Genomic DNA, 22,970 nt, shown 5'->3' on the forward strand with positions numbered 1-22,970 from the left:
CGACTGCTTGCCCCGTTCATGCTACAATTTCCAAAATCGAGGGAGACGACGCGATGAACGCGCAGGACGATTATGAGTCCGCCGCGAAGGATGCGGCAACAAATGTTGCCGAATTCGCGGATACAAGGAAGAGCCCGATCCACAGGATCCAGCATGCCCTTCATGTGACCCCCTCGCTTGTGCCGCTTGTTGTGCTGCTCGCCTCCTTGGTGATGTTCGGCATCTTCGCGAACAATTTTTTCACGCCCTTTGCGCTGACATTGATCCTGCAGCAGGTTCAGATTGTGGGCATCGTGGCCGCAGCCCAGACCTTGGTGATCCTGACCGCTGGTATCGATCTTTCGGTTGGCGCGATCATGGTGCTGTCTTCGGTGGTGATGGGGCAGTTCACCTTCCGCTATGGTCTGCCGCCCGAAGTGGCGGTTGCCTGCGGCCTGATGTGTGGTGCGCTATGCGGCTTTATTAACGGCTTTCTTGTGGCCGTGATGAAGCTGCCGCCTTTCATCGTGACGCTTGGTATGTGGCAGATCGTTCTGGCGACGAATTTCCTGTATTCCAAGAACGAGACCATCCGCAGTCAGGATATCGAAGCCAATGCGCCGATACTGCAATTCTTTGGCACGCGCTTCGAGATTGGCGGGGCTGTCTTTACCTATGGCGTCGTCTTCTTGGTCATTTTGGTGATGGTGCTGGCCTATGCGCTGCGCCACACGGCATGGGGGCGGCATGTCTATGCTGTGGGCGATGACCCTGAAGCGGCGGAGCTGTCAGGGGTGAATGTCCGCAAAACGCTGATCTCGGTCTATATGCTTTCGGGTCTGATCTGCGCCTTTGCGGGATGGGCCTTGATTGGCCGGATCGGATCGGTGTCACCGACATCTGGTCAATTCGCAAATATTGAATCGATCACGGCTGTGGTGATCGGGGGTATCTCTCTCTTTGGGGGGCGCGGCTCGATCTTGGGCACCTTCTTTGGCGCATTGATCGTGGGCGTGTTCACGCTTGGTCTGCGCCTGATGGGGGCAGACGCGCAATGGACCTATCTGTTGATCGGTGTGCTTATCATCGCCGCTGTCGCAGTGGATCAATGGATCAGAAAGGTATCGGCATGACGCAGGAACCCATTCTCAAAGGCCGTGGTCTGACGAAACGTTATGGCCGTGTGACCGCTCTGGATAATTGTGATTTTGAGCTTATGCCGGGCGAAATTCTGGCAGTGATTGGCGACAATGGCGCTGGAAAATCCACCTTGATCAAAGCCGTTTCGGGGGCTGTGCAGCCTGATGAGGGCGAGGTCTGGCTGGAGGGCAAGAAGGTCCGCTTCTCTTCCCCTAATGACGCGCGCGGATCGGGCATCGAGACGGTGTATCAAACGCTGGCGATGTCACCTGCTTTGTCGATTACCGACAATATGTTCATGGGGCGCGAATTGCGCAAACCAGGCATATTAGGGTCTGTTTTCAGACAGCTCGATCGGCCCGCTATGGAGAAATTCGCCCGTGAAAAGCTGAATGAACTGGGGTTGATGACCATCCAGAACATTAACCAAGCGATCGAGACCCTCTCGGGTGGTCAACGCCAAGGTGTTGCTGTGGCGCGTGCTGCGGCCTTCGGGTCCAAAGTGATCATTCTGGATGAGCCGACCGCCGCCTTGGGTGTCAAGGAAAGCCGTAAGGTTTTGGAGCTGATCCAAGACGTAAAAGAGCGTGGTATTCCGATCATACTGATCAGTCACAACATGCCGCATGTCTTTGAATTGGCAGACCGTATCCACGTGCATCGTTTGGGCAAGCGGCTATGCGTGATCGACCCGAAAGACCATTCCATGTCGGATGCTGTAGCCTATATGACAGGTGCGAAACTGCCCGATCAAGAAATCGCCTGAGCCTGTGTCAGGGGGTTAGCTATCATCCGCATCTCGGGTGCGGATGTTTTGCGGCCCCCGCTTTGCAGCTGACAGGAAGCTGGCCACCTTTGGCGCTACAGGCACGCCCATGCGGCTGCGCGCCCTGAGAACAGGTGTGTTGGCCGAGTTCGGGCCACGATCCTCGCGCAGAACGATATAGACGCCTGACGCGATGATAATGCCTGTGCCGATCACGGTGGCGATATCGATGCTTTCATCAAAAAGCAGAGCGCCAAAGATGCTGGCCCAGATGATCTGCGAATATTGCATCGGCGCGACGATCACCGCATTTGCCATGCGGTAGCCCACGATCAGTAAGCCATTGGCGATCAAGGCAAGGGCTGCGACCACGGCAGAGGCCCCTAAATCAACCAGCGGCATTGGCTCGTAGACGAAGGGCAGCGCGATGCCCATGATCACGAAATTCGCCATCATTGGATAAAGGATCAACACGACCGAGCGCTCTTCCTGCCCGACCTTACGCACGATGATCGAGGCAAAAGCCCCCGCAAAGGCCGCCACCAAACCAAAGAGGTGACCCAGACCAAGCTCGGTTGATCCAGGGCGCAGGACAACGATCACACCCATCAAGCCCACCACCACGGCGATCCCGCGATGAATGCCGACTTTCTCACCCAGCATCGGGATGGCGAAAAGCGTGATCAGCAAAGGCGAGGCGAAGAGGATCGCGTAGGTTTGTGCCAGAGGCAAAGTTGCGAAAGCATAGAATGCGCAATAGCCCGTGATGACGACCGCGACCGTGCGGAACAGGGTCCACCAAGGGTGTTTGGGCCTTAGGTTATCGGCCTTGGCCTCGCGCATCAGAAGAAATGTGACGATGGGAAAGCCGAAAAGAACGCTGAAAAACACGATCTGGAAGGCGGAATAGCTGCCGCCTAGAAATTTCACCACCACGTCATGGCTGGCAAAAACCGCAAAAGCGGCCAGTGCCATCAACGCGCCACGGGTATTCTGGTTGGAAGCCTTGTCTGTCATGAAATGAGTCTGACAGCTTTCCAAGAGAAACTGCAAATAGAAAACCCGGCCTGAGAAGGCCGGGTTCGATGTCTCAGGATGTAGGGATCACAGCGAAGCGGCAAGCTTTGCAACAATCGCATCGCCCATTTCGGTCGTGCTGACAGGGGTGCCGCCATCGGGACCCATCAGATCGGCCGTGCGCAGGCCATCGGCCAAAACGGCCTCAACAGCCTTTTCAAGGCGGCTTGCCTCTTCGCCCGCATCGAAGCTGTAGCGCAGCGCCATCGCAAAGCTGAGGATACAGGCGATCGGGTTGGCTTTGCCCTGACCCGCGATATCGGGGGCGGAACCATGCACGGGTTCATACAGCGCTTTGGGCCGACCATTGGCCATAGGCGCACCAAGCGAGGCCGAAGGCAGCATCCCGAGGGAGCCTGTCAGCATCGCAGCGAGGTCGGAGAGAAGATCGCCAAAAAGGTTATCGGTGACGATGACGTCGAATTGCTTGGGCCAGCGGGTCAGCTGCATCGCGCCTGCATCTGCATACATATGCGACAGCTCGACATCAGGATATTCCGCATCATGGATTTCCTGCACCACATCGCGCCACAAGATACCCGATTCCATCACATTGGCCTTCTCCATGGAGCAGACCTTATTGCCGCGACGACGTGCCATTTCAAAGGCAGAGCGGGCAACGCGCGCGATCTCGGATTCAGTATAGCGCTGCGTGTTGATGCCAACGCGCTCATTGCCTTCCTTGTGGATGCCGCGTGGCTCACCGAAATAGACACCGCTGGTCAATTCACGGATGATCATGATGTCGAGGCCAGCAACCACATCTTTTTTTAACGAAGAGAAATCGGCCAGCGCGTCAAAGCATTGCGCAGGGCGGAGGTTGGAATAGAGATCCATCTCCTTGCGAAGGCGCAACAGGCCCCGCTCGGGCTTTACGCTGAAATCCAGCACATCATATTTTGGCCCGCCAACAGCGCCAAGCAACACGGCGTCAACCTCTTGGGCTTTGGCCATCGTATCATCATGCAGAGGGGTGCCATGCGCGTCATAGGCAGCACCGCCCACAAGGTCTTCGCTGACATCAAAGCGCAGGTCGCGGTTTTCGCCAAACCATGTGATGACTTTGCGCACTTCGGCCATCACTTCGGGGCCAATGCCATCGCCGGGAAGGATCAAGATAGAAGGGTTGGTCATGATCGGGGGTCCGTTGTTTCGTTGAGTTGGACAGGGCCTATCGTGGTGCAGGCGGGTGGTCAAGAAAGTGGCGGCCTATTGGCGCTGGCCTTGTGCCAATTCCCGTTCAAAACGCGATATCGACCCAGACAAGCCGATGATCCGAGGCCAGTGCGACAGCATTTGCCAAATCCTCGCTCTCCTCACCCCAGATCAGCCCGTGATCCATCACAGGCAAATCTGCGGCAGGAAGGATATAATCTACCCGCAAATTTCCAGGTTCTGGCTCGGGCCAATCGGCGGTTTGGATGATGCCAGAGGCGGAGCGCGGGATCGGGTCTTGGATGGCGGGATGGGCCAGCAAATCCTGTAGCACATCGCGCTGGCCCTCACCTTGGTCGGGATCAACATTCAGCGTGCCGATCAAGGCGAATTGCGGGCTTGTCAGGGCCTGCATATTCGGTGGGTTCCACCCGCTGAGATAGGCCTGCCAAAAGCGCAACACATCGGCATTGCGGTGCCCGTTCCTGTCCTCGGGGCCATCGAAAACCGGGGCTGTGGCATGGGTCGCAAGAAGTTGCAGGTCAGAGCCGTTTGGCAGAACAATCGGAACCTGCCATGCCGCGACCGAGAACAGGGGCAATATTTCGGCAATTTCGGGTGAGAAAAGCCTGGTCACCTGAGGCTCGGGCATCTCGGACCACAGCAGACGCGAGAAATCCCGTACATCTTCCCCGATCGGCAGGCGCGACAGGATCGCCATGCCGCCTTGCCCATTGAAACGCCCATACCCTTCGGCATCTTGCGCATCCCCGCTGCGCCCGTTTCCATTGAGGTCAAACTCGGTCATCCGCCCTGAATTGGGGCGTAGTGCAAACAGATGGGGGTAGGGTGCACCCGCCTGTTCAAGCGCATCGGCGAAAGCCGTAAGGGCAAGCCCGCGCCCGTCATAATCGAAATCCTGTAGAACCAGAATATCGGCATCCGCCGCGCGGATCACATCGATTGAGGCGGCGATTTGGGCATCTTCCCCGCGATGGATATCGCGCAAAAGCAAGCCAGGCCCATCCCTTGAAAGCCCTGTATGGTAGCTGGCAATTCGTATTTCATCACAAAAGACAGGCGAGGTTGCGATCATCGTGATCGCTGCAAAACAGCCGATCAGGCGGTCAGGAAATCTTCGTTTGGCGCGGGGTCGGTCACCAATCTGCGCCGCCGCGCGCTGATCATTTCGGCCACGCGGGCCATGGCCATGCCGCGCATGAACATACTGACCGGAAGAAACATCCATAGCGCGATTATCCAAACCATGGTTTGCGTCGAGTTGAAGATCGACAAGCCCAGATTCTTTGACGCGAATTCCGCGGCAATCGGCACTACGAATGGCAGAAGAAACCCTAACAAGATGTTAACGCGGCTTTCACGTGTGAGGCGGGTCACGATATCTCCGCCGCGTGTGGGATCGAAGGTTGGAAGGTTTATCCAGACATTGAAGGTCGATTTCGGGCGCGGCCAGACTTGCAAGCGGGTCAGGATTGCGAAGCTGGTAATCGTGAACAACCCGATAAGCGCAGCGAGACCGGCCATGATTTGTACCTTCACGCTGATGATTGCAGGGGCGTCTTCGGGCACCTGTTGCAGCAGCATTCGCAAAGGGCTGCCCGTGAAATCCAGAGCATTGCCAATAATCAGCCCTGCCGCGTTCAACACCAAAGCAAGCGTTGAGCCCGTCGCATCACCGACGGCCACCAGCGACAAGGCAAATAGCATGGCAAACAAAACCAAAACGCGAATGCGGTTGAACGGCGCGGCATCGCGGAATTCGATCAAAGCGGGATAGTTGGAGGAATATTCAGAGAATGTGAAAAGCGCAGCAAAAACACCTAGCAGCATGACGACTTGAATCGTCTCTGCTCCGGTCCACGGAATGAGTAAGGACGGTGTGGATATAACGATAAATACCACCACTGCCCGTACCACAGCGCCGATTAGCTGTGAAACCACGTGCTTCAACCCTTAACTTGGCCGGATCCAGTTCATGCCAGACCCTTGTTCCATAGTTTTGCCTCAATTGCCTTATTCTTGCCCAAATTTGCATTGTCACGCAAGCATTTGATTACCCTAAAGGAATCAAAACATATCTTTTGGCATTTGGGCTGTCGCCGCTTTGCATCACCTGCAAACAAAAAAGCCCGGTGAAAACCGGGCCATTTTGATCATTTTCTTGAAGGTTTCAGACCCAAGGGCGCTCTTGCGATGCCTTGGCTTCGAAGCTTTCGATGGATGCTGCTTTTTCCAGCGTCAGTCCAATATCATCGAGACCATTGAGCAGGCAGTGTTTGCGGAAGGCATCAACCTCAAACGAGATCGAGCCGCCGTCAGGCCCTGTGATGGTTTGCTCGACCAGATCAACGGTTACGGTCGCATTGGCGCCCCGCTCGGCATCTTCCATCAATTTATCGACATCTTCTTGCGGAAGCGCGATGGGCAGGATGCCATTCTTGAAGCAGTTATTGTAAAAAATATCGGCGAAAGACGGTGCGATCACGCAGCGGATGCCGAAATCAAGCAAGGCCCAAGGCGCGTGTTCCCGCGAGGAGCCACAGCCAAAATTATCGCCCGACACAAGAATCTCGGCCTTGCGATAGGCGGGCTTGTTCAAAACGAAATCGGCAATCTCGTCGCCATTATCGTCAAAACGCATTTCGTCAAAAAGGTTCGCGCCAAGGCCGGACCGTTTGATCGTTTTGAGGAACTGCTTGGGGATGATCATGTCGGTATCAACATTGATCAAGGGCAGTGGGGCTGCAATGCCGGTCAGTTTGGTGAACTTGTCCATGAGTGCTCTCCTTCGGTCGGCTTGCGTTTAACGCCTTGCGCGAAGGGGGGCAAGCACCGCCTATTGCGCAGGGGTCATGAAGGTGAGGGCAGCCCATCTTGTGCGATAGACGGGGTCATTCTCGGTGCTGGGTTCGAGATCCTCCAGCACCACCGCATCCACGAGATATTCATGCCCCGCCTCCATTGGCAGAATCGAAACCCCATTCGTATCGGTGCGGTGATAGGTGATCTCGACCACGCCATCCGACCCGCGTGAGAATAGCTCCACCTGTGTGTCGGGGCGGATCGCGCCTTGGTAGAAGACCTGCACGGCCAGCCCTTCGGACAGATCATCCGTATAGGGGTTCGCCAAGGCCACGATTTCGGTCAGAAGGCCAAAAGCCCGATCCTCGCCCGCGCCATCACCCACGGCAATCAGCGCTTTGACATGGCGGGAATAGCTTTCGCGGAACCCGTCACGCGGCAGGCCGCGCGCCTCATGATGGGCTTCATAACCTTCGAAATCCTTGTGCTCGGCGAAATTGGCGAAACGGGCCCATTCGCTCCAAGTCAGGGTAGATTCGGTGGTTTCATGCAGAACGATTGCCAGACCATCGGCCATATCCGCCATGCTAAGCGCGGGTGAATCGCCCAAACGCCCCTCGACAGGGCGGGTTACGTCGCCTTGGACAACATCAAAACGGGTGAAGTTGCGCGGCAGATAGGACACCAACGACCCTTCATATTCCGAACCGATCCGCAAATTTGCAGTGATCTCGGCCCCAGTATCGGCCCTATATTCCAGCGGTTCGATCCAGAACTCATGGGCTTGGACCTTGCCAATCAGGGCAACTGCGACAAGTGTGGCGGCGAGTGCAATTTTGCGCATTAAGAAATTCCTAACAAGAGTTACCAGAAACATGATCCGTTCCTTGCTGCTGTCAATCGCCGTGACCTTCACGATGACGTTTTTTGCAATGGCCCATGAAATCAGACCGGGTGTGGCCGATGTCGAGATTCTGGCAGATGAGGCGCGGATGTCGGTGCGGATGCCCTTGGAGCCTCTGGTCGCTGGCATCAACCTTGCGGGTATCGAAGATACAAATGATGCACCAGAGGCTGCACTCTATGACGCCCTGCGCGCGCTGGAGCCCATTGAGCTTGACGCCGCCTTTCGTGAGGCTTGGCCACAAATTCGGGAAGGTTTCATCTTCGAAGTTGATGGCACGCGGCTGACGCCCGAGATCAGTGGCCTGTCCATCCCTGAGATTGGCAATCTTGAATTGCCACGTGATGCGACTTTGAGCTTGTCTGTTCCCCTGCCCGAAGGGGATGCGCCCGTGCAGATCGGCTGGAGCCCGTCGTATGGTGAGCTTGTCCTGCGCCAGATCGGTGGTGGTGAGGATGCCTATGAGGATTTCCTGACCGGAGGCGCGCTGAGTGAGGCGCTGCCCCGTCAAGATATCCTGACCGAAGGCGCGGGGTCGGTTTTCCTGCGCTACGTCCTAGCTGGGTTTGAGCATATCATTCCGCTGGGGATGGATCATATCCTCTTTGTCCTTGGCCTGTTCTTCTTTGCGCTGAAATGGCGGCCTTTGCTTTTGCAGGTCTCGGCATTCACGCTGGCGCATACCATCACGCTGGCTTTGGCGAGCCTTGAGATCGTTTCGGTGCCGGCCAGCATTGTCGAGCCGCTGATTGCCGTCACGATTGTCTATGTCGGGATCGAGAATGCCACGGGTTGGGGCACAACCAAATCGCGGACCATCCTTATTTTTGGCTTTGGTCTGCTGCACGGGCTTGGTTTTGCCAGCGTGCTTGGCGATTTCGGCATCGCGACCGAGCGTTTTGCGGTGGCCTTGGTTGGCTTCAATATCGGGGTCGAACTGGGGCAATTGGCCGTTATTTTGCTGGCCTTCCTTGCCGTTGGATATTGGTTTGGCAAAAAGCCTTGGTACCGCAGTGTGATCGCCATTCCAGCCTCGCTGGTTATCGCGGCCATCGGGGCTTACTGGTTCATTGAGCGCACGCTGCTATAACGGCCTCTTCCCCTGACCAAGGAAGGAGCGTAGAGCCGAGGGCATGCTGCGTTTCTTTCTTGATAACAGCCGTTGGCTGGCCACGGGTATCATCCTCGCCTTCGGGTCTGCCTTTGGCCAGACTTGGTTCATCTCGTTATCGGCAGGTGAAATCCGTGCCGAGTTTGGGCTGAGCGATGGCGAATGGGGTGGCATCTATACAATCGCGACACTGGCTTCGGCGCTTTTGCTGCTCAGCCGCGGGTCCTTGGCCGATACCATGCCATTATCGCGCTTGGCGCCCCTTGTGGCGTCGGTCTTTGCGCTGGCGGCTTTGGGCATGGCTTTTGGCCAATCCATCTGGATTTTGGGCCTTTCCGTCTTTTTCCTGAGATTTTGCGGGCAGGGCATGTTTACCCATATCGCGGCAACGGCGATGGGACGTTGGTTTGTGGCCAATCGTGGCCGAGCGATCGCGATCAAAGGGCTTGGCTTTCCTTTGGGCGAAATGGTCTGGCCGCTGGTTTTTGTTTTGCTGATTGCCACCATCGGCTGGCGCAGCAGTTGGATGATTGTTGCGGGGATCATCGCCTTGGGCCTTTTGCCTGCATTGATGCTGCTCCTGTCGCAGGATCGCGCGCCGCAAGGGCAAGGTGGAGAGGCAGGCAGCACAGGCCTTGAAGGGCGGCATTGGACGCGGAGCGAGGTGCTGTCGCATTGGTTATTCCCCGCGCTGACGCCGTTGATGCTGACACCGGGCTTTATCGGGACGGTCGTGTTCTTTCATCAGGTGCATATTGCCGAGGTCAAAGGCTGGAGCCTGACGCAAATGGCGGTGGCCTATCCTGTCTATGCAAGCGTCACGATTGTTGTGTCGATCCTGACGGGATGGGCTTGTGACCGCTTTGGCTCGCAAAAACTCTTGCCGATTGTGTTGGTGCCGATGGGGCTGGCCATGTTCCTGATCGGGCCTGCTGCCGCGTCGATCATGTGGGTGGTGGCCTTGGCCGTTATGGCGTTGACCCAAGGCATGGTCGGCACGCTTTGGGGCGCGTTTCTGCCCTTTGTCTATGGCACCAAGAACCTTGGGGCGGTGCGGTCGATGAATGTGGCGCTGATGGTTCTATCCACGGCCATCGGTCCGGGCGTGACGGGCTGGCTGATTGATCTGGGCATCACCTTCCCCGAGCAATGTTTTGCTTTGGGCATCTGGTGCCTTGGGCTTGCCTTGGCGATGGTGTTTGTGCTGCGCAAACTTGGCCCCGAGATCGACCTGTCGCAACGCCTTGCGCGCCCATGAAAAAAGCCCCACTCGAATGAACGGGGCTTTCTTTGAATTCAACTGAAACGCCGCTCAGAGCATCTCGCGCACATCTGTGAGGCGACCTGTGATCGCCGCTGCCGCGGCCATCGCAGGCGACATCAAATGCGTGCGTCCACCGCGGCCCTGACGCCCTTCGAAATTGCGGTTCGAGGTGGCGGCACAGCGCTCACCGGGGGAGAGCTGGTCGGGGTTCATGGCAAGGCACATAGAACAACCCGCAAGGCGCCATTCAAAACCAGCCTCTTTGAAGATTTCGGCCAGCCCTTCTTCCTCGGCTTGGGCCCGAACAAGGCCTGAGCCTGGAACGATCATGGCGCGCAGGCCATCCTTGATCTTCTTGCCTTTGAGAACGGCGGCAGCAGCGCGCAAATCCTCGATCCGGCCATTGGTGCAAGAGCCGATGAACACTGTATCGATCTCGATCTCGGAGAGGGGCGTGCCGGCTGTCAGGCCCATATATTCGAGCGAGCGCTTGGCTGCATCAACCTTGCCGCCTTTGAAATCATCTGGTGCAGGCACATTGGCGGTGATCGGCAGAACATCCTCGGGCGAGGTGCCCCATGTGACCACGGGCGCGATATCCTCGCCTTTGAGGGTGATCACTTTATCCCAATGCGCATCATCATCGGAATAGAGGGTTTTCCACCATGCCAGAGCAGCTTCCCATTGCGCGCCTTTTGGCGCATGCGGGCGGCCTTTTACATATTCGAAAGTCTTCTCGTCAGGCGCGATCAGGCCAGCGCGCGCGCCGCCTTCAATGGCCATGTTACACACGGTCATGCGGCCTTCCATGGAGAGGTCGCGGATCGCCTCACCACAATATTCAATCACATAGCCCGTGCCGCCTGCGGTGCCTGTCACACCGATCACCGAAAGGGTGATGTCCTTGGCGGTTACGCCTTCGCGCAGCTTGCCAGTGATCTCGACCTTCATGTTTTTGGATTTCTTCTGGATCAGCGTTTGCGTTGCCAGAACATGCTCCACCTCGGAGGTGCCGATACCATGCGCCAGCGCGCCGAATGCACCATGCGTGGCGGTGTGGCTGTCGCCGCAAACCACGGTCATGCCCGGAAGGGTCCAGCCCTGCTCGGGGCCGACGATATGCACGATGCCTTGGCGCACGTCATTCACTGGGTAGTAGTGAATGCCGAAATCCTTGGCGTTTTTATCAAGCGCTTCCACCTGAATGCGGCTTTCGGGATTGGTGATCCCGTTCTCGCGATCAAGCGTTGTCGGTACGTTGTGATCGGGCACAGCGATGGTTTTATCGGGCGCATGCACGCTGCGTCCTGCCATCCGCAGACCTTCAAAGGCTTGCGGGCTGGTCACTTCGTGAACGAGGTGGCGGTCGATATAAAGAAGGGAGGTGCCATCTTCGGCTTCATGGGCCAGATGGGCGTCCCAGATTTTGTCGTAGAGTGTCTTGCCGGCGGTCATGTCTCGTCTCTCCTGACGGGTGTTTGGCTAGGGGTGAAAGAACAAGGGGGAGGTCAGTGCGCCCGAAGTCGCCCCAAAGCCGAATGCTGCCGCCCGTGAAATCGCCAGGGCAGGCGTGCTCGGTCATCCATGTCGAATACCCGTGTCATAGGCTGGCAGATACACCCCGCGCGCATGGAATCCAAGATGCCTTGGGCAAAAGCGCGTTTGGCTATGTCGCTATGTCGCTGAGCGCGTAGCTGGTTGTCAGCATATCGGGGTCAAGTTTCAGCTCGATGATATGCAGCCCGCCTTGCTCGGCCTGTTGGAAGGCCTGCGCGAATTGATCGCTTCGGGTGATGATATGACCTGTGCCGCCATAGGCCTGTGCCAGCATCATGTAATCGGGGTTGAACAGATCGGTGCCAGAAACGCGGCCAGGATAATGCTTTTCCTGATGCATTCGGATCGTACCATAGCGCCCATTATTGGCGATGATCACGATGATATCGGCCCCGTATTGCCGCGCAGTCGAAAGCTCCTGCATCGTCATCTGGAAGCAGCCATCCCCTGCAAAACAGATGACGGTTTCGCTTGGTTTGGCCAGTTTGGCGGCAATCGCGGCTGGCAGGCCATAGCCCATTGAGCCTGAGGTTGCGGCAAGCTGCGCGCCGTAACGGCGGTATTGCATATAGCGATGTACAAAAGCGGCGTAATTGCCCGCGCCATTGGTGATGATCCCACGCCCGTCCAGATGGTTGGACAGCCAATGCACAACCTCCTCCAGCTTCACAGCACCCGGGGTTTCTTGCGGGATTTGCCATGCGGCAAGGGCTGCCTGCCCGCGCGCGGTATCCTCCGAGCGGGTCTTGGGAAGATCATTCAAACCAGACAAGGCCGCCAGCATGTCAGGGGCAGCAGCGGCAATGGCGAGGCTGGGTTGATAAACGGTGCCAAGCTCGTCCGGATCGGGATGAACATGGATGATCGATTTGTTCGGCGCGGCGGGGTCAATCAGGGTGTAGCCGCCTGTGGCAGTATCCCCAAGGCGCGCGCCAAGAACAAGAATAGCATCGGCCTGCTGCAATTGCTTTTGCACATGCGCGCTGGCCCCCACGCCTGCATAGCCGATGAAATTGGGATGGGCGTTGTCGATATAATCCTGCCTGCGGAAGGATGTGGCAACGGGCAGGCCTGTGCGGGTGGCCAGCGCCTCCAGATCAAGGCGCGCCTTCTCGGACCATTGCGACCCGCCCACCATGATCATCGGGTGCTCATGCGAAAGAAGCTGCTCCATTGCGTCACGGGCAAGGCTTGGATCAACGCTTTGCTGAACCACGCGTGCGGCCCCCAGATCGGGCGTATCTGCCATGGCGCTCAGTACATCTTCGGGCAGGGCCAAAACAACAGGGCCGAGGCGGCCCGACTGCGCCACTTGAAAGGCCCGCGCGATATATTCGGGCAAACGTTCGGTGCTTTCGACCTCGGCTGCCCATTTCACCAATGGGCCGAAAAAGGCGCGGTAATCCACCTCCTGAAAAGCGCCACGGTCACGGTGTTTCAACTCGACCTGACCGATGAAACAAACCAGCGGCGTGGAATCCTGCATCGCCACGTGAAGCCCCGAACTGGCATTTGTTGCGCCAGGCCCCCGTGTCACAAACACCACCCCCGCGCGCCCCGTTGCCTTGGCATGGGCCTCGGCCATCAGGGAGGCACCGCCTTCTTGGCGGCAAACGATATTCTGGATGTCGTGGTCATAAAGCCCATCAAGAGCCGCCAGAAAACTTTCGCCCGGAACAGAGAAAACACGGCTCACGCCTTGGATCGCCAACTGATCCGCAAGGATTTTTCCGCCATGCCTGTTTGCCATTGCCGCCTCATGTCATATCTGTGCTTGAGCATTCACATGATCTGACTGGGTGTAGTATGTCTAGTGGCCGTCTTTTGGGGATATCGGGGTCGCTGCGCGCCGATGCCTTTAACAGCAAATTGATGCGCGAAGCCGCGCGCCTTTTTGATCCTGCCGAGTTCATCGAAGGCAATCTGCGCCTGCCGCTGTTTGATGAGGATATCGAAGGCAGCACAGGCATTCCCGCCGAGGTGCAGGCTTTGGCCGATGAGATCGCCAAGGCCGATGCCGTTGTCATCTCGACACCTGAATATAACAAGGCGCTGTCAGGTGTTCTGAAGAATGCCTTGGATTGGGTGAGCCGCACAAAGGGCAGCCCTTGGCTGGATAAACCTGTTGCGATCATGTCGGCCGCGGCTGGCCGCGCAGGTGGCGAGCGCGCACAGTTTTCCCTGCGTTTATGCATGGTGCCCTTCCGTCCGCGCATTTTGCAGGGGCCCGAGGTTATGGTGGCCCAAACCGCACAGCAATTCGAGGGCGATACTTTGAGCAATGAGTTCAACCTCAAGGCCTTGCAGGACTTGATGGATGAATTGCGCAAAACAGCAGGGCTGGCCTAGGCCTAGAGGCTGGCCTCGGGTTTGAAGCTGGGGGGGATGTTATCCTCGCCCTTCAAAATGAGGTCAGCCATCACCTCGCCGACTTTGGGGGCCATGCCAAAGCCGATTTTGAAGCCGCCATTGGCAAGGAATGTTTGTTCCTCATATGGATGCCGCCCGATCAAGGGTGCACGGGATCGGGCGCGGGGGCGCAGGCCCGCCCATTTTTCCACGACATCCGCCTGTTTCAGCGCGGGGCAAAGCAGCCGCGCCCGCGCGATGATGGCGTCGATCTGATCATCGGTTGCGCTTGGGTCGGAAAAGCTGGTCTCAGAGGTCGACCCGATGGCTGTTGTGCCATCACTATGCGGGATGATGTGCAGCGTATCGGCAAATAATTGCGGCAGGCCGCGCCCGTCAAAATCAAGAAGGGCCGCTTGCCCCTTCACCCCGAGACCCGCAGGGCGGCCAGCCTCATTGCTCAGCGCCTCCAGCCCCGCAACACCTGTTGCCCAGATGATTGCGCCCTCAGGCTTGCCTACATCACAAATTTCGCCGCCTTTGGCTTGGATGGCTTTGGCCAAAGCATGGGTCGCGCGGCGGGGGTGGATGCGCGCGCTCAGGCTATCTTTGATGACCAAGCCCGTGGGGGAGGGCGCGAAATCGCCGAATTGGTCTGCCTCGACCAATCGCCAATGGAACTGTCCCTGCCAAAGGGTTTTCGCGGTCTCGACCCGTTTTTCGGCCAAGGCGATCTGACCCTCATCAAGGATCGGTTGCAAGCGGCCCGAACGGGCATAGCCCGCATCCTCGCCCGCCGTTTCGCTGACTTCACCCCAAAAATTCTGGGCCATCACGAGGCTTTCGAATTGGAACTGCTTTTTGTCATTCCAGTTCTCGGGAACATGCGGAGCCAAGGCACCGACCACGCCGCCAGATGCGCCTGATGCAATGCCATTGGGGTCAATCACGCGAACGCGCGCGCCACGGCGCAGGCAGGCCCAAGCCACCGAAAGGCCAAAAACACCCGCTCCAAAGACAGTAACGTCGACCATTGCCAATTCCCTATATCCCGCCCAATCTTGCGCGGTTTTCAACTTCTAGGGCAGCAGATGACCGAGAACCAGAGACACAATCTGGAATGGCGCGAGGGCGGTGTGCCCGTTTCGACGATTTTCGATGATCCTTTCTTCTCGCTCGATAATGGTCTGGAGGAGACGCGTTATGTTTTTCTTGAGGGGAATGACCTTCCTGCCCGCTTCCGTGACGGGTTCCAGATTGCTGAACTGGGCTTTGGCACAGGCCTCAATTTTCTGGCTGCGCTGGCGAGCTTTCGCGCGGAGGGCATTGCGGGCGCGTTGCATTTCACCAGTTTCGAGGCTTTCCCCCTGTCACGCGCCGACACAGTCGCGGCGCTTGCCCATTACCCCGATCTGCCTGCCGAGGCGTTGAGCGGCGAAGGGGAGGGCATTGGCCCCGTCATTGATGGCCCTGATTTCCGATTGGAGATCATTTTGGGCGATGCGCGCAAAACTCTGCCCGCTTGGACAGGCCGCGCCGATGCTTGGTTTCTGGATGGGTTTGCACCCGCCAAGAACCCCGAGCTGTGGGAGGTGGATTTGCTGGAACAGGTCGCCGCGCATACGGCCCGAGGGGGGAGCTTTTCTACCTATACGGCGGCAGGCGATGTGCGCAGGGCCTTGCAGGCGGCAGGCTTTCAGGTAGAGCGGATCAAAGGGTTTGGCCGCAAGCGCCATATGAGCATCGGACGAAAAGCATGACGGAACAGAACACGCGGCTTGGCATTTTGCTGATGGTCGCCACGACCTTCGTTTTCGCCATGCAGGACGGCATCAGCCGCCATTTGGCCGATGAATATAACGTGCTGATGATTGTGATGATCCGCTATTGGTTCTTTGCGGCCTTCGTTATTTTCATCGCCTCGCGCAAAGCGGGGGGTGTTCGGGCGGCGGCAAAAACCTCGCAACCCGTTCTGCAAGCCTTCCGCTCGATCCTGCTGGCGGCCGAGATTTGTGTGGCCATCGTGGCCTTTGTTTGGCTGGGTCTGGTGGAAAGCCATGCGATTTTTGCCTGCTACCCCCTGATGATCGCTGCTCTTTCGGGGCCGATCCTTGGTGAGAAGGTCGGATGGCGGCGCTGGACGGCGATTGGTATCGGATTCGTGGGAATTCTGATCATCCTCCAGCCCGGTTTCGCGGTCTTCTCGATCGAGGCGGTGGTGCCTTTGATCTCGGCGCTGATGTTTGCCGTTTATGGTTTGATGACGCGCTATGCCTCGCGCAAGGATACCACCGCGACCAGCTTTTTCTGGACGGGCACGGTCGGGTCCGTGGTCATGACCTGTGTGGGCATCTGGTTCTGGGAACCTATGGCCTCGAATGATTGGCTCTGGATGGGGCTTTTATGCATGACAGGGGCTTTGGGGCATTGGTTGTTGATCCGCACCTATGAACTGGCCGAAGCCAGCGCGGTGCAACCCTTTGCCTATCTCCAACTGGTCTTTGCCAGCGCGCTTGGCATGGCGGTGTTTGGCGACACATTGCGCAGCAATGTGATGATCGGCGCCGCGATCATCGTGGGTGCGGGGCTGTTTACCTTGTTCCGTGAGCGGATCAAAAAGCAGGAAGCGGCCTAGCGTTGTTGCAACAAAGCGCTGAGGTTTGGCGGGCTGATCTGGCCTGACAGGCGGGCCTCATAGATCGGCAGGCTCTCGGTGACGCGCATGATGTAGTTGCGGGTTTCGGTAAAGGGCACGGATTCGATCCATTGCACGATATCGACATTCGGGTCACGCGGATCGCCGAAGCGTTCAATCCATTCATCCGCGCGCGATGGTCCTGCATTATAAGCGGCCGCCAACAGCACGGGGTTAGAGCCGTAATACCCTGACAGATAGCCCAGATAGCCCGCACCGATCCGTGCATTGAAATCAGGATCGCTGCGCAATGCGCTCTCGGCAAAAGGAAGCCCCATCCGTTCTGCTTGCGCGCGCCCTGTGCGTGGCATCACCTGCATCAAACCAAGCGCGCCTGCAGGCGAGATGACATCAGGGTTAAACTCGGATTCGCGCCGTGTGATCGCAAGGACAAGCGGCGCTGGCGCGTCCAAGCGAGTGACCGCTAGATCGGTCACGGGGTAATAGGCGCGCATGATCTCATGCCCATAGGTTGCGGCGCGTTTGGCAATCATCAGGGCAAAATGCGGCTCGTTCAGGCTGAAGGCAAGCTCGGCCAATTGGCCCGCTTCTGCGCGGCTCAGACTTTCGGTCAGATGGGTCAGAAAACGCTCGGATAGGTCAAGCTGGCCCGCCTGATAGAGCAGAAGCGCTGCATGAAGAACGCTGGAATTGGTGAAGCTTGCCTGTTGCCAAGGCGCAAAGGTTTCGCGGCCCAAAAACTCGGGATCAGTTGGAAGATTGCCCCGCTCGGCGGCCAACTGGCCGTAAAAGCTAGATTGAAACTGCGCCCCGAGCGCATAGCCCTGCGCGGCCTGTTCGGGATTGCCATTCGCCTCATGCGCGCGGCCCAACCAATAGCCCGCGCGCCCCATAGAGATCGGGCTGACGACCGTATCGCGGAAGCGTTCGAAATGCGCGACGGAGGCGGCAGCATTGCCAGAGGTCAGCGCGGTATATCCTGCCAGCCATTCCAATTCGGCAAAGTCACTCGCATCATCATCCGCTGTCATATGATGGGGGGTCGCTAGGCGATAGGCCTCGGCATAGCCGCCCTCGCGCATCACATCGCGCACCAAGGTCGCGCGGCGGTCAGCCCATCTTTCGGGGCGACCAAGGCTTTCGGCGCTGCCCGAGCGGGCCGCCATCAAATCCCGCGCGCTATCCCAAAACCCCGCACGCATGCGCCAGACAAACCGCTCATAGGCAAGGCCCGCATCATTGGAGAGGGAAGAGGGAACCGCTTCGATCAATCCATCCACCCCATCGCGGCGCGCACGCAAAGCCATCCGCGCTTCGGCCAAGGCGCGCCAGTCGGCGGGAACGCGCGCCAGCATTTCTCGGGCGCGGGTTTCCTCACCTTCCCAAAGCAGGTTATCGAGCCGTGCAATGTGGTGGCCTTCAAGCTCGGCGCCGTAGCGGCTGAGGAATTCCTGCGCTTCATCGGCACTTAAAGTCATTTGCGTCCATGCGCGCTGGATTTCCGTACGCGCCTCGGCGTCGCGCCCCGCTGCGCGCAAAGCGGCTATCAAACGCAAGGATCCTGTGCCTGTCTCAGGGGGCTGTGGCCCGAAATAGGCGATCACATCCTGCGAGGACGCGCCTTCGGGAATATTGCGTTCGCCGCGCGCCCTGAGAAGCGGCAGACCGGGCCAATCGCTGCGGCGATCCAGAAAGGCGATATATTCAGAAAAGTTTCCTTCGCGGGCGCGCAGGCGCGTCCATGCCACGATATCTTGCGCCACGGGGTCGGTCAGCCGCCGCGTTGCTTGTTCAGCCGTCTCAAAATCCTGCGCGGCAATAGCTGTCATCGCAAGGTTCAGCGCGTCCGAGTCGGCTTTCGATTCGAGTGGGAAAAACAGGAGGCAGACTAAAATAAGAGCGCGGCGCATGAAAATTCCTGCTGGCAAAAGGGTCATATGATAAGGATAGGGAGTGTTCGCGCATGCGCAATACACGAACTTGGCAATTCCGTTTATCGGCTATAGTGTCCGCGCGATTTCGCCGATATCGGCTCAACGCAATATAAGGAAGCGTGTCATGTTCAAAGGCTCTATGCCCGCACTGATTACGCCGTTTGAAAACGGCTCGGTGGATTTTGATACGCTCAAGAAACTTGTTGAATGGCATGTGGCCGAAGGCAGCCATGGTCTTGTGCCCGTTGGCACCACAGGTGAAAGCCCCACGCTGACCCATGAGGAGCATGAGGCCGTAATCAAGGCTGTGGTTGAAACTGCCGCTGGCCGTATTCCGGTGATTGCAGGGGCGGGTTCGAATAACACCGCCGAGGCGATGCGCTTTGTGCAATTCGCAAAGGATGTGGGCGCGGATGCGGCCCTTGTGGTGACGCCTTACTATAACAAGCCCACACAGCGCGGCTTGATCGCGCATTTTACGGCTTTGAACGAAATCGGCATCCCGATTGTCATCTATAACATCCCGCCACGCTCGGTGATCGATATGCTGCCTGACACCATGGGTGAGCTGGCCAAGCTGCCCAATATCGTCGGTGTCAAAGATGCCACAGGTGACCTGAGCCGCGTGCCCAAGCAGCGCATGAGCTGTGGCACCGATTTCCTGCAGCTTTCGGGTGAAGATGCCACGGCAGTGGGCTTTAACGCGCAGGGCGGTGTTGGCTGTATCTCGGTCACGGCGAATGCCGCGCCCAAGCTGTGCGCGCAGATGCAGGAGGCCACGCTTGCTGGTGATTATGCAGCAGCGCTGGGCTTTCAGGACAAGCTGATGCCCCTGCATGAAGCCATTTTCGCGGAACCCGGTGTGGCGGGTGCGAAATATGCGCTCTCCGCGCTGGGCAAATGCCGCGATGAGGTGCGTTTGCCTTTGACCGATCTGACACAGGACACCAAAGCGCAGATCGATGCCGCTTTGCGTCATGCGGGCCTGTTGAGCTAAGCGAGAGTTTGGGCGGCGGGGCTGGTAGCCCGCCGCGCCAGCGCTTATATCGCCCGTTATGGCCAAGAAAGACGACAACAAGAATTACAAGGTGATCGCCGAGAACCGGCGCGCGCGCTTTGACTATGCCATTGAGGATGACCTTGAAGTGGGTGTCATTCTTGAGGGCTCGGAAGTCAAAAGCCTGCGTGTCGGACAATCGAATATTGCCGAAAGCTATGCCGCCGTTGAAAACGGTGAGCTGTGGCTCGTGAATTGCTATATTGCGCCTTACAAACAGGCCAAGACATGGGGCCATGAAGAACGCCGCCGCCGCAAGCTTCTGGCCTCCAAGCGCGAGCTTGCGCGCCTTTGGAACGCAACGCAGCGCGAAGGCATGACGTTGGTGCCGATTGTGATGTATTTCAACCATAAGGGCTTTGTGAAGCTGAAGATCGGCATCGCGAAGGGTAAAAAACTGGCAGATAAGCGCGAAACCTCGGCCAAGAGGGATTGGGGCCGCCAGAAACAACGGCTCTTGAAACAGGGCTAAGGCTTGCGGGACGTGCCGTTGGGCCTTAGGCCTATTGCGGTGAAATCATCAACGCGTCGGGAGTATTTGATGCCCAAGGACGACCCTAAAACACTCGTCTCCACCACATGGCTGGCGCAGCATCTCAATGATCCCGACCTGCGGGTGATTGATGCGTCATTCTACCTGCCCGACATGAAGCGCGATGCAAAAGCGGAATATGCCGCCAGCCATATTCCAGGCGCGCGTTTTTTCGATATCGACGAGATTTCGGATAGCTTGAGCGCGCTGCCTCATATGATGCCTCCGGTTGAGAAATTCATGAGCCGCATGCGCGCGATGGGGGTGGGTGACGGCCATCAGGTGGTTGTCTATGACGGGGCTGGCCTGTTTTCGGCGGCGCGCGTTTGGTGGATGTTTCGCTTGATGGGCAAGACGGATATCGCTGTGCTGGATGGCGGCTTTCCCAAATGGCAGGCCGAAGGGCATCCTGTTGAAGACCTGCCGCCAGTGATCCGCGACAGGCATATGACCGTGCAACGTCAGGCGCATATGATCAAGGATGTGACCCAAGTGGCCTCAGCCGCGAAACTGGGCGATTGGCAGATTGTCGATGCAAGGTCGCCTGCGCGTTTCAGAGGCGAGGAGGTCGAGCCGCGTGCTGGCCTGCGGTCGGGGCATATTCCTGGATCGAAGAATGTGCATTACCAGACGCTTTTGAATGCAGATGGCACGATGAAAGATGGTACGGCCCTGCGCAAAGCCTTTGAGGATGCGGGCGTTGATCTTGAGAAGCGGATCATCACGACCTGCGGCTCGGGCGTTACGGCGGCTATTTTGATGCTGGGTCTGGAGCGTTTGGGCCATAAGGATGCAGCGCTTTATGACGGGTCATGGTCGGAATGGGGCCAGTTTGACCAGCTCAAGGTTGAAACGGGATGAGCATTATTCCCGCGGGCACCAAAGTTGACTATGTGGTGACCTATTTGGAGATGGCCGTGAACCCGTTGGTCTCAGCCCCCGCTTTGCCCCCTGAGGTGCGGCTGGAACATGCCATAAACCCGCCTGTCTGGATGTTCTTCACGCTCTATGATGCGGTCGGGCGCGATTATGAATGGCGCGACAAGCATGATGAAGACCCGCTCGATGTTGCAGCGTTTGTTCAAGACCCGAAGGTCGAGGCATGGGTGGCCTATGCGCATGGATGGCCGCAGGGTTTCTTCATGCTCGATTTTCGCGAAAAGGGCCTGTGCGATCTCGCCTATTTCGGCATGGTGCCCGAGGCCGTTGGCCAAGGCCTTGGTGGCCGCCTGCTTGAGACAGCGATTTCCAAGGGCTGGAATGGCGCCGGCGTCGATAGGATGACGGTCAATACCTGCACATTGGACCACCCGCGCGCTTTGGCGCTGTATCAGCGCGCAGGCTTTGTTCCGATCCGGAGCGAGGACCGTTCCCGTATTCTCACCCGTGACCGTGATCCGGCGCGTTTGCCCGCCTGAGGCCCTTATGTTTGACACGCTCAAAGCCCCCGAACCTGACAAAATCATCCAGTTGATGGCCTTGTTTGCCGCCGATACGCGCCCGACCAAGGTAGATCTTGGCGTGGGTGTTTACCGCACGCCTGATGGCCGCACGCCTGTGATGGCGGCAGTCAAAGCGGCCGAGACGCGTATTCTGGCCGAGCAGCAGACAAAATCCTATGTTGCGCTCTCGGGCGATCCGGCTTTCCACGATGCGATGCGCCGATTGATCCTTGGCGATGTAGTCCCAGCCGAGCGTGTTGCAGCCTTGGCCACGCCGGGTGGAACGGGGGCTGTTCGGCAGGTGCTGGAACTGACCAAGAGCATCAACCCTGACGCCACGATCTGGCTGTCGGACCCGACTTGGCCAAATCACCCGTCGATTGTGGATTATCTGGGTCTGACGCGGCGTGAATACAGGTATTATGATGCGCAGACGGGCGGGCTGGATCGGGCAGGGATGCTGGCTGATCTGGCGCAGGCCAAAGCGGGTGATCTGGTGCTGCTGCATGCCTGCTGCCACAATCCGACGGGGGCCGATCTTAGCCTTGAGGATTGGAATGCGCTGGCTGATCTTTTCGAGAAAACTGGCGCAATCCCCTTTGTGGATATGGCCTATCTTGGCTTTGCCAATAGCCTTGAGGAAGATGCCGCTGGAACGCGCGCGCTGGCTGCGCGTTTGCCCGAGATGTTGATTGCGGCCTCTTGTTCCAAAAATTTCGGGCTTTACCGTGACCGCGCGGGCATTGTTCTGGCCCTCACCTCAGGGGCGGATGCGAAGGCCGCCGCGCAAGGCTCGCTCTCCTATCTGAACCGCCAGAATTTTGCCTTCCCCCCTGATCATGCCGCACGTGTGGTCGAGACCATCCTGAACGATCCTGTCCTGTGCGATATGTGGCGGGATGAACTGCGCCAGATGCGCGACGGGATGAATGATGCGCGCCGTCTTTTTGCAGACACCGTCCGTGCCGAGGCAGGATCAGATCGCTTCGCTTTCATCGCGGCGCAACGCGGGATGTTTTCTTTGACAGGCGCTTCGCCCGAGCAGGTCACGCAATTGCGCGATGAGCATGGAATTTACCTTGTTGGCGATGGCCGCATGAATGTTGCGGGTCTCACGCCTGACAGCATTCCTGTCGTTGCAAAGGCTTTGGCCCAAACGCTTACATGCGGCTAATGCTTGCAAGCGGGAAAAAATGGGCGTAAGTCGCGCCCTGCTCAATACTG

The 22,970-nt window shown here is 57.8% G+C and carries 22 protein-coding genes; 12 read left to right on the forward strand and 10 right to left on the reverse strand.

Annotation, left to right across the window (positions count from 1 at the left end; translation table 11 throughout):
* The first annotated feature begins 53 nt into the window (after positions 1 to 53).
* On the forward strand, positions 54 to 1,112 hold the full coding sequence (locus ACTYEO_RS06790) for an ABC transporter permease (protein WP_449322958.1): 1,059 nt from the start codon (positions 54 to 56) through the stop codon (positions 1,110 to 1,112).
* Complete coding sequence (locus ACTYEO_RS06795; RefSeq protein ID WP_449322959.1) at positions 1,109 to 1,885, forward strand: ATP-binding cassette domain-containing protein; 777 nt, start codon at positions 1,109 to 1,111, stop codon at positions 1,883 to 1,885. The genes ACTYEO_RS06790 and ACTYEO_RS06795 overlap by 4 nt, the downstream gene beginning before the upstream one ends.
* Positions 1,886 to 1,900: 15 nt before the next feature.
* Here the strand turns inward: ACTYEO_RS06795 and ACTYEO_RS06800 are convergent, their stop codons facing one another.
* From ACTYEO_RS06800 to ACTYEO_RS06825, 6 genes are all read right to left on the reverse strand, one after another.
* Entirely contained in the window at positions 1,901 to 2,902 is a 1,002-nt protein-coding gene (locus ACTYEO_RS06800; protein ID WP_449322960.1) for a DMT family transporter, read from the reverse strand.
* Between the two features lie 87 nt (positions 2,903 to 2,989).
* Positions 2,990 to 4,096: a 3-isopropylmalate dehydrogenase gene (leuB, locus tag ACTYEO_RS06805; protein WP_449322961.1), complete on the reverse strand. Its 1,107-nt coding sequence runs from the start codon at positions 4,094 to 4,096 to the stop codon at positions 2,990 to 2,992.
* Between the two features lie 106 nt (positions 4,097 to 4,202).
* Entirely contained in the window at positions 4,203 to 5,213 is a 1,011-nt protein-coding gene (locus ACTYEO_RS06810) for an endonuclease/exonuclease/phosphatase family protein (RefSeq protein ID WP_449323010.1), read from the reverse strand.
* Positions 5,214 to 5,236: 23 nt separating this feature from the next.
* Positions 5,237 to 5,968 carry a hypothetical protein gene (locus tag ACTYEO_RS06815; protein WP_449322962.1) on the reverse strand — a complete coding sequence of 244 codons (732 nt, stop codon included), beginning with the start codon at positions 5,966 to 5,968 and terminating at the stop codon, positions 5,237 to 5,239.
* A 340-nt stretch (positions 5,969 to 6,308) separates the two neighbouring features.
* Positions 6,309 to 6,914, reverse strand: a complete 606-nt coding sequence (gene leuD / locus ACTYEO_RS06820) for a 3-isopropylmalate dehydratase small subunit (protein ID WP_449322963.1) — start codon at positions 6,912 to 6,914, stop codon at positions 6,309 to 6,311.
* Between the two features lie 60 nt (positions 6,915 to 6,974).
* A complete protein-coding gene (locus ACTYEO_RS06825) occupies positions 6,975 to 7,784 on the reverse strand; it encodes a DUF4198 domain-containing protein (RefSeq protein WP_449322964.1) in 810 nt (269 codons plus the stop codon).
* A gap of 31 nt (positions 7,785 to 7,815) precedes the next feature.
* On the opposite strand from ACTYEO_RS06825, the gene ACTYEO_RS06830 reads away from it, so the two are divergent.
* Together ACTYEO_RS06830 and ACTYEO_RS06835 are read left to right on the forward strand one after the other, a co-directional pair.
* Entirely contained in the window at positions 7,816 to 8,934 is a 1,119-nt protein-coding gene (locus ACTYEO_RS06830) for a HupE/UreJ family protein (protein WP_449322965.1), read from the forward strand.
* A 43-nt stretch (positions 8,935 to 8,977) separates the two neighbouring features.
* The gene (locus ACTYEO_RS06835; RefSeq protein ID WP_449322966.1) at positions 8,978 to 10,213 is read left to right on the forward strand and encodes an MFS transporter; all 1,236 of its coding nucleotides are present in this window, start codon (positions 8,978 to 8,980) and stop codon (positions 10,211 to 10,213) included.
* A gap of 54 nt (positions 10,214 to 10,267) precedes the next feature.
* On the opposite strand, the gene leuC is transcribed toward ACTYEO_RS06835, so the two are convergent.
* A complete protein-coding gene (gene leuC / locus ACTYEO_RS06840; protein WP_449322967.1) occupies positions 10,268 to 11,674 on the reverse strand; it encodes a 3-isopropylmalate dehydratase large subunit in 1,407 nt (468 codons plus the stop codon).
* 211 nt (positions 11,675 to 11,885) lie between these two features.
* Positions 11,886 to 13,526, reverse strand: coding sequence for a thiamine pyrophosphate-binding protein (locus ACTYEO_RS06845; protein ID WP_449322968.1), 1,641 nt, complete (start codon positions 13,524 to 13,526; stop codon positions 11,886 to 11,888).
* A 56-nt stretch (positions 13,527 to 13,582) separates the two neighbouring features.
* Here ACTYEO_RS06845 and ACTYEO_RS06850 point away from each other — a divergent pair, with 56 nt between their 5' ends.
* Positions 13,583 to 14,125 (forward strand): NADPH-dependent FMN reductase, encoded by a 543-nt coding sequence (locus ACTYEO_RS06850; RefSeq protein ID WP_449322969.1) that lies wholly within the window; start codon positions 13,583 to 13,585, stop codon positions 14,123 to 14,125.
* A 2-nt stretch (positions 14,126 to 14,127) separates the two neighbouring features.
* Here ACTYEO_RS06850 and ACTYEO_RS06855 read toward each other — a convergent pair whose 3' ends face one another.
* On the reverse strand, positions 14,128 to 15,159 hold the full coding sequence (locus ACTYEO_RS06855) for an NAD(P)/FAD-dependent oxidoreductase (protein WP_449322970.1): 1,032 nt from the start codon (positions 15,157 to 15,159) through the stop codon (positions 14,128 to 14,130).
* 57 nt (positions 15,160 to 15,216) lie between these two features.
* Between ACTYEO_RS06855 and mnmD the strand changes: the two genes are divergently transcribed.
* Both mnmD and ACTYEO_RS06865 read left to right on the forward strand, forming a co-directional pair.
* Entirely contained in the window at positions 15,217 to 15,885 is a 669-nt protein-coding gene (mnmD, locus tag ACTYEO_RS06860) for a tRNA (5-methylaminomethyl-2-thiouridine)(34)-methyltransferase MnmD (RefSeq protein ID WP_449322971.1), read from the forward strand.
* Complete coding sequence (locus ACTYEO_RS06865) at positions 15,882 to 16,760, forward strand: DMT family transporter (protein WP_449322972.1); 879 nt, start codon at positions 15,882 to 15,884, stop codon at positions 16,758 to 16,760. The genes mnmD and ACTYEO_RS06865 overlap by 4 nt, the downstream gene beginning before the upstream one ends.
* On the opposite strand, the gene ACTYEO_RS06870 is transcribed toward ACTYEO_RS06865, so the two are convergent.
* A complete protein-coding gene (locus ACTYEO_RS06870) occupies positions 16,757 to 18,610 on the reverse strand; it encodes a lytic transglycosylase domain-containing protein (protein ID WP_449322973.1) in 1,854 nt (617 codons plus the stop codon). The two genes, ACTYEO_RS06865 and ACTYEO_RS06870, sit on opposite strands and share 4 nt — an antisense overlap.
* 229 nt (positions 18,611 to 18,839) lie before the next feature.
* On the opposite strand from ACTYEO_RS06870, the gene dapA reads away from it, so the two are divergent.
* The 5 genes from dapA to ACTYEO_RS06895 all read left to right on the forward strand — a co-directional run bounded on the left by dapA (position 18,840) and on the right by ACTYEO_RS06895 (position 22,920).
* Positions 18,840 to 19,712: a 4-hydroxy-tetrahydrodipicolinate synthase gene (gene dapA, locus ACTYEO_RS06875; RefSeq protein WP_449322974.1), complete on the forward strand. Its 873-nt coding sequence runs from the start codon at positions 18,840 to 18,842 to the stop codon at positions 19,710 to 19,712.
* Between the two features lie 58 nt (positions 19,713 to 19,770).
* On the forward strand, positions 19,771 to 20,244 hold the full coding sequence (gene smpB / locus ACTYEO_RS06880; RefSeq protein WP_449322975.1) for an SsrA-binding protein SmpB: 474 nt from the start codon (positions 19,771 to 19,773) through the stop codon (positions 20,242 to 20,244).
* A gap of 69 nt (positions 20,245 to 20,313) precedes the next feature.
* Positions 20,314 to 21,165: a 3-mercaptopyruvate sulfurtransferase gene (sseA, locus tag ACTYEO_RS06885; protein WP_449322976.1), complete on the forward strand. Its 852-nt coding sequence runs from the start codon at positions 20,314 to 20,316 to the stop codon at positions 21,163 to 21,165.
* Entirely contained in the window at positions 21,162 to 21,722 is a 561-nt protein-coding gene (locus ACTYEO_RS06890; protein WP_449322977.1) for a GNAT family N-acetyltransferase, read from the forward strand. The genes sseA and ACTYEO_RS06890 overlap by 4 nt, the downstream gene beginning before the upstream one ends.
* Before the next feature lie 7 nt (positions 21,723 to 21,729).
* Positions 21,730 to 22,920, forward strand: a complete 1,191-nt coding sequence (locus tag ACTYEO_RS06895; protein WP_449322978.1) for an amino acid aminotransferase — start codon at positions 21,730 to 21,732, stop codon at positions 22,918 to 22,920.
* Positions 22,921 to 22,970: the final 50 nt, after the last annotated feature.

This window comes from Rhodophyticola sp. SM2404 (assembly GCF_053570515.1).

Coding starts and splice junctions, on each gene's coding strand:
- ACTYEO_RS06830 (WP_449322965.1), top strand. CDS start 7,816: ATGATCCGTTCCTTGCTGCTGTCAATCGCCGTGACCTTCACGATGACG.
- leuC (WP_449322967.1), bottom strand. CDS start 11,674: ATGACCGCCGGCAAGACACTCTACGACAAAATCTGGGACGCCCATCTG.
- mnmD (WP_449322971.1), top strand. CDS start 15,217: ATGACCGAGAACCAGAGACACAATCTGGAATGGCGCGAGGGCGGTGTG.
- ACTYEO_RS06825 (WP_449322964.1), bottom strand. CDS start 7,784: ATGCGCAAAATTGCACTCGCCGCCACACTTGTCGCAGTTGCCCTGATT.
- ACTYEO_RS06815 (WP_449322962.1), bottom strand. CDS start 5,968: ATGCTGCTAGGTGTTTTTGCTGCGCTTTTCACATTCTCTGAATATTCC.
- ACTYEO_RS06835 (WP_449322966.1), top strand. CDS start 8,978: ATGCTGCGTTTCTTTCTTGATAACAGCCGTTGGCTGGCCACGGGTATC.
- ACTYEO_RS06855 (WP_449322970.1), bottom strand. CDS start 15,159: ATGGTCGACGTTACTGTCTTTGGAGCGGGTGTTTTTGGCCTTTCGGTG.
- ACTYEO_RS06795 (WP_449322959.1), top strand. CDS start 1,109: ATGACGCAGGAACCCATTCTCAAAGGCCGTGGTCTGACGAAACGTTAT.
- leuD (WP_449322963.1), bottom strand. CDS start 6,914: ATGGACAAGTTCACCAAACTGACCGGCATTGCAGCCCCACTGCCCTTG.
- ACTYEO_RS06865 (WP_449322972.1), top strand. CDS start 15,882: ATGACGGAACAGAACACGCGGCTTGGCATTTTGCTGATGGTCGCCACG.
- ACTYEO_RS06810 (WP_449323010.1), bottom strand. CDS start 5,213: ATGATCGCAACCTCGCCTGTCTTTTGTGATGAAATACGAATTGCCAGC.
- sseA (WP_449322976.1), top strand. CDS start 20,314: ATGCCCAAGGACGACCCTAAAACACTCGTCTCCACCACATGGCTGGCG.
- dapA (WP_449322974.1), top strand. CDS start 18,840: ATGTTCAAAGGCTCTATGCCCGCACTGATTACGCCGTTTGAAAACGGC.
- ACTYEO_RS06850 (WP_449322969.1), top strand. CDS start 13,583: ATGTCTAGTGGCCGTCTTTTGGGGATATCGGGGTCGCTGCGCGCCGAT.
- ACTYEO_RS06845 (WP_449322968.1), bottom strand. CDS start 13,526: ATGGCAAACAGGCATGGCGGAAAAATCCTTGCGGATCAGTTGGCGATC.
- ACTYEO_RS06790 (WP_449322958.1), top strand. CDS start 54: ATGAACGCGCAGGACGATTATGAGTCCGCCGCGAAGGATGCGGCAACA.
- ACTYEO_RS06895 (WP_449322978.1), top strand. CDS start 21,730: ATGTTTGACACGCTCAAAGCCCCCGAACCTGACAAAATCATCCAGTTG.
- smpB (WP_449322975.1), top strand. CDS start 19,771: ATGGCCAAGAAAGACGACAACAAGAATTACAAGGTGATCGCCGAGAAC.
- leuB (WP_449322961.1), bottom strand. CDS start 4,096: ATGACCAACCCTTCTATCTTGATCCTTCCCGGCGATGGCATTGGCCCC.
- ACTYEO_RS06870 (WP_449322973.1), bottom strand. CDS start 18,610: ATGACAGCTATTGCCGCGCAGGATTTTGAGACGGCTGAACAAGCAACG.
- ACTYEO_RS06890 (WP_449322977.1), top strand. CDS start 21,162: ATGAGCATTATTCCCGCGGGCACCAAAGTTGACTATGTGGTGACCTAT.
- ACTYEO_RS06800 (WP_449322960.1), bottom strand. CDS start 2,902: ATGACAGACAAGGCTTCCAACCAGAATACCCGTGGCGCGTTGATGGCA.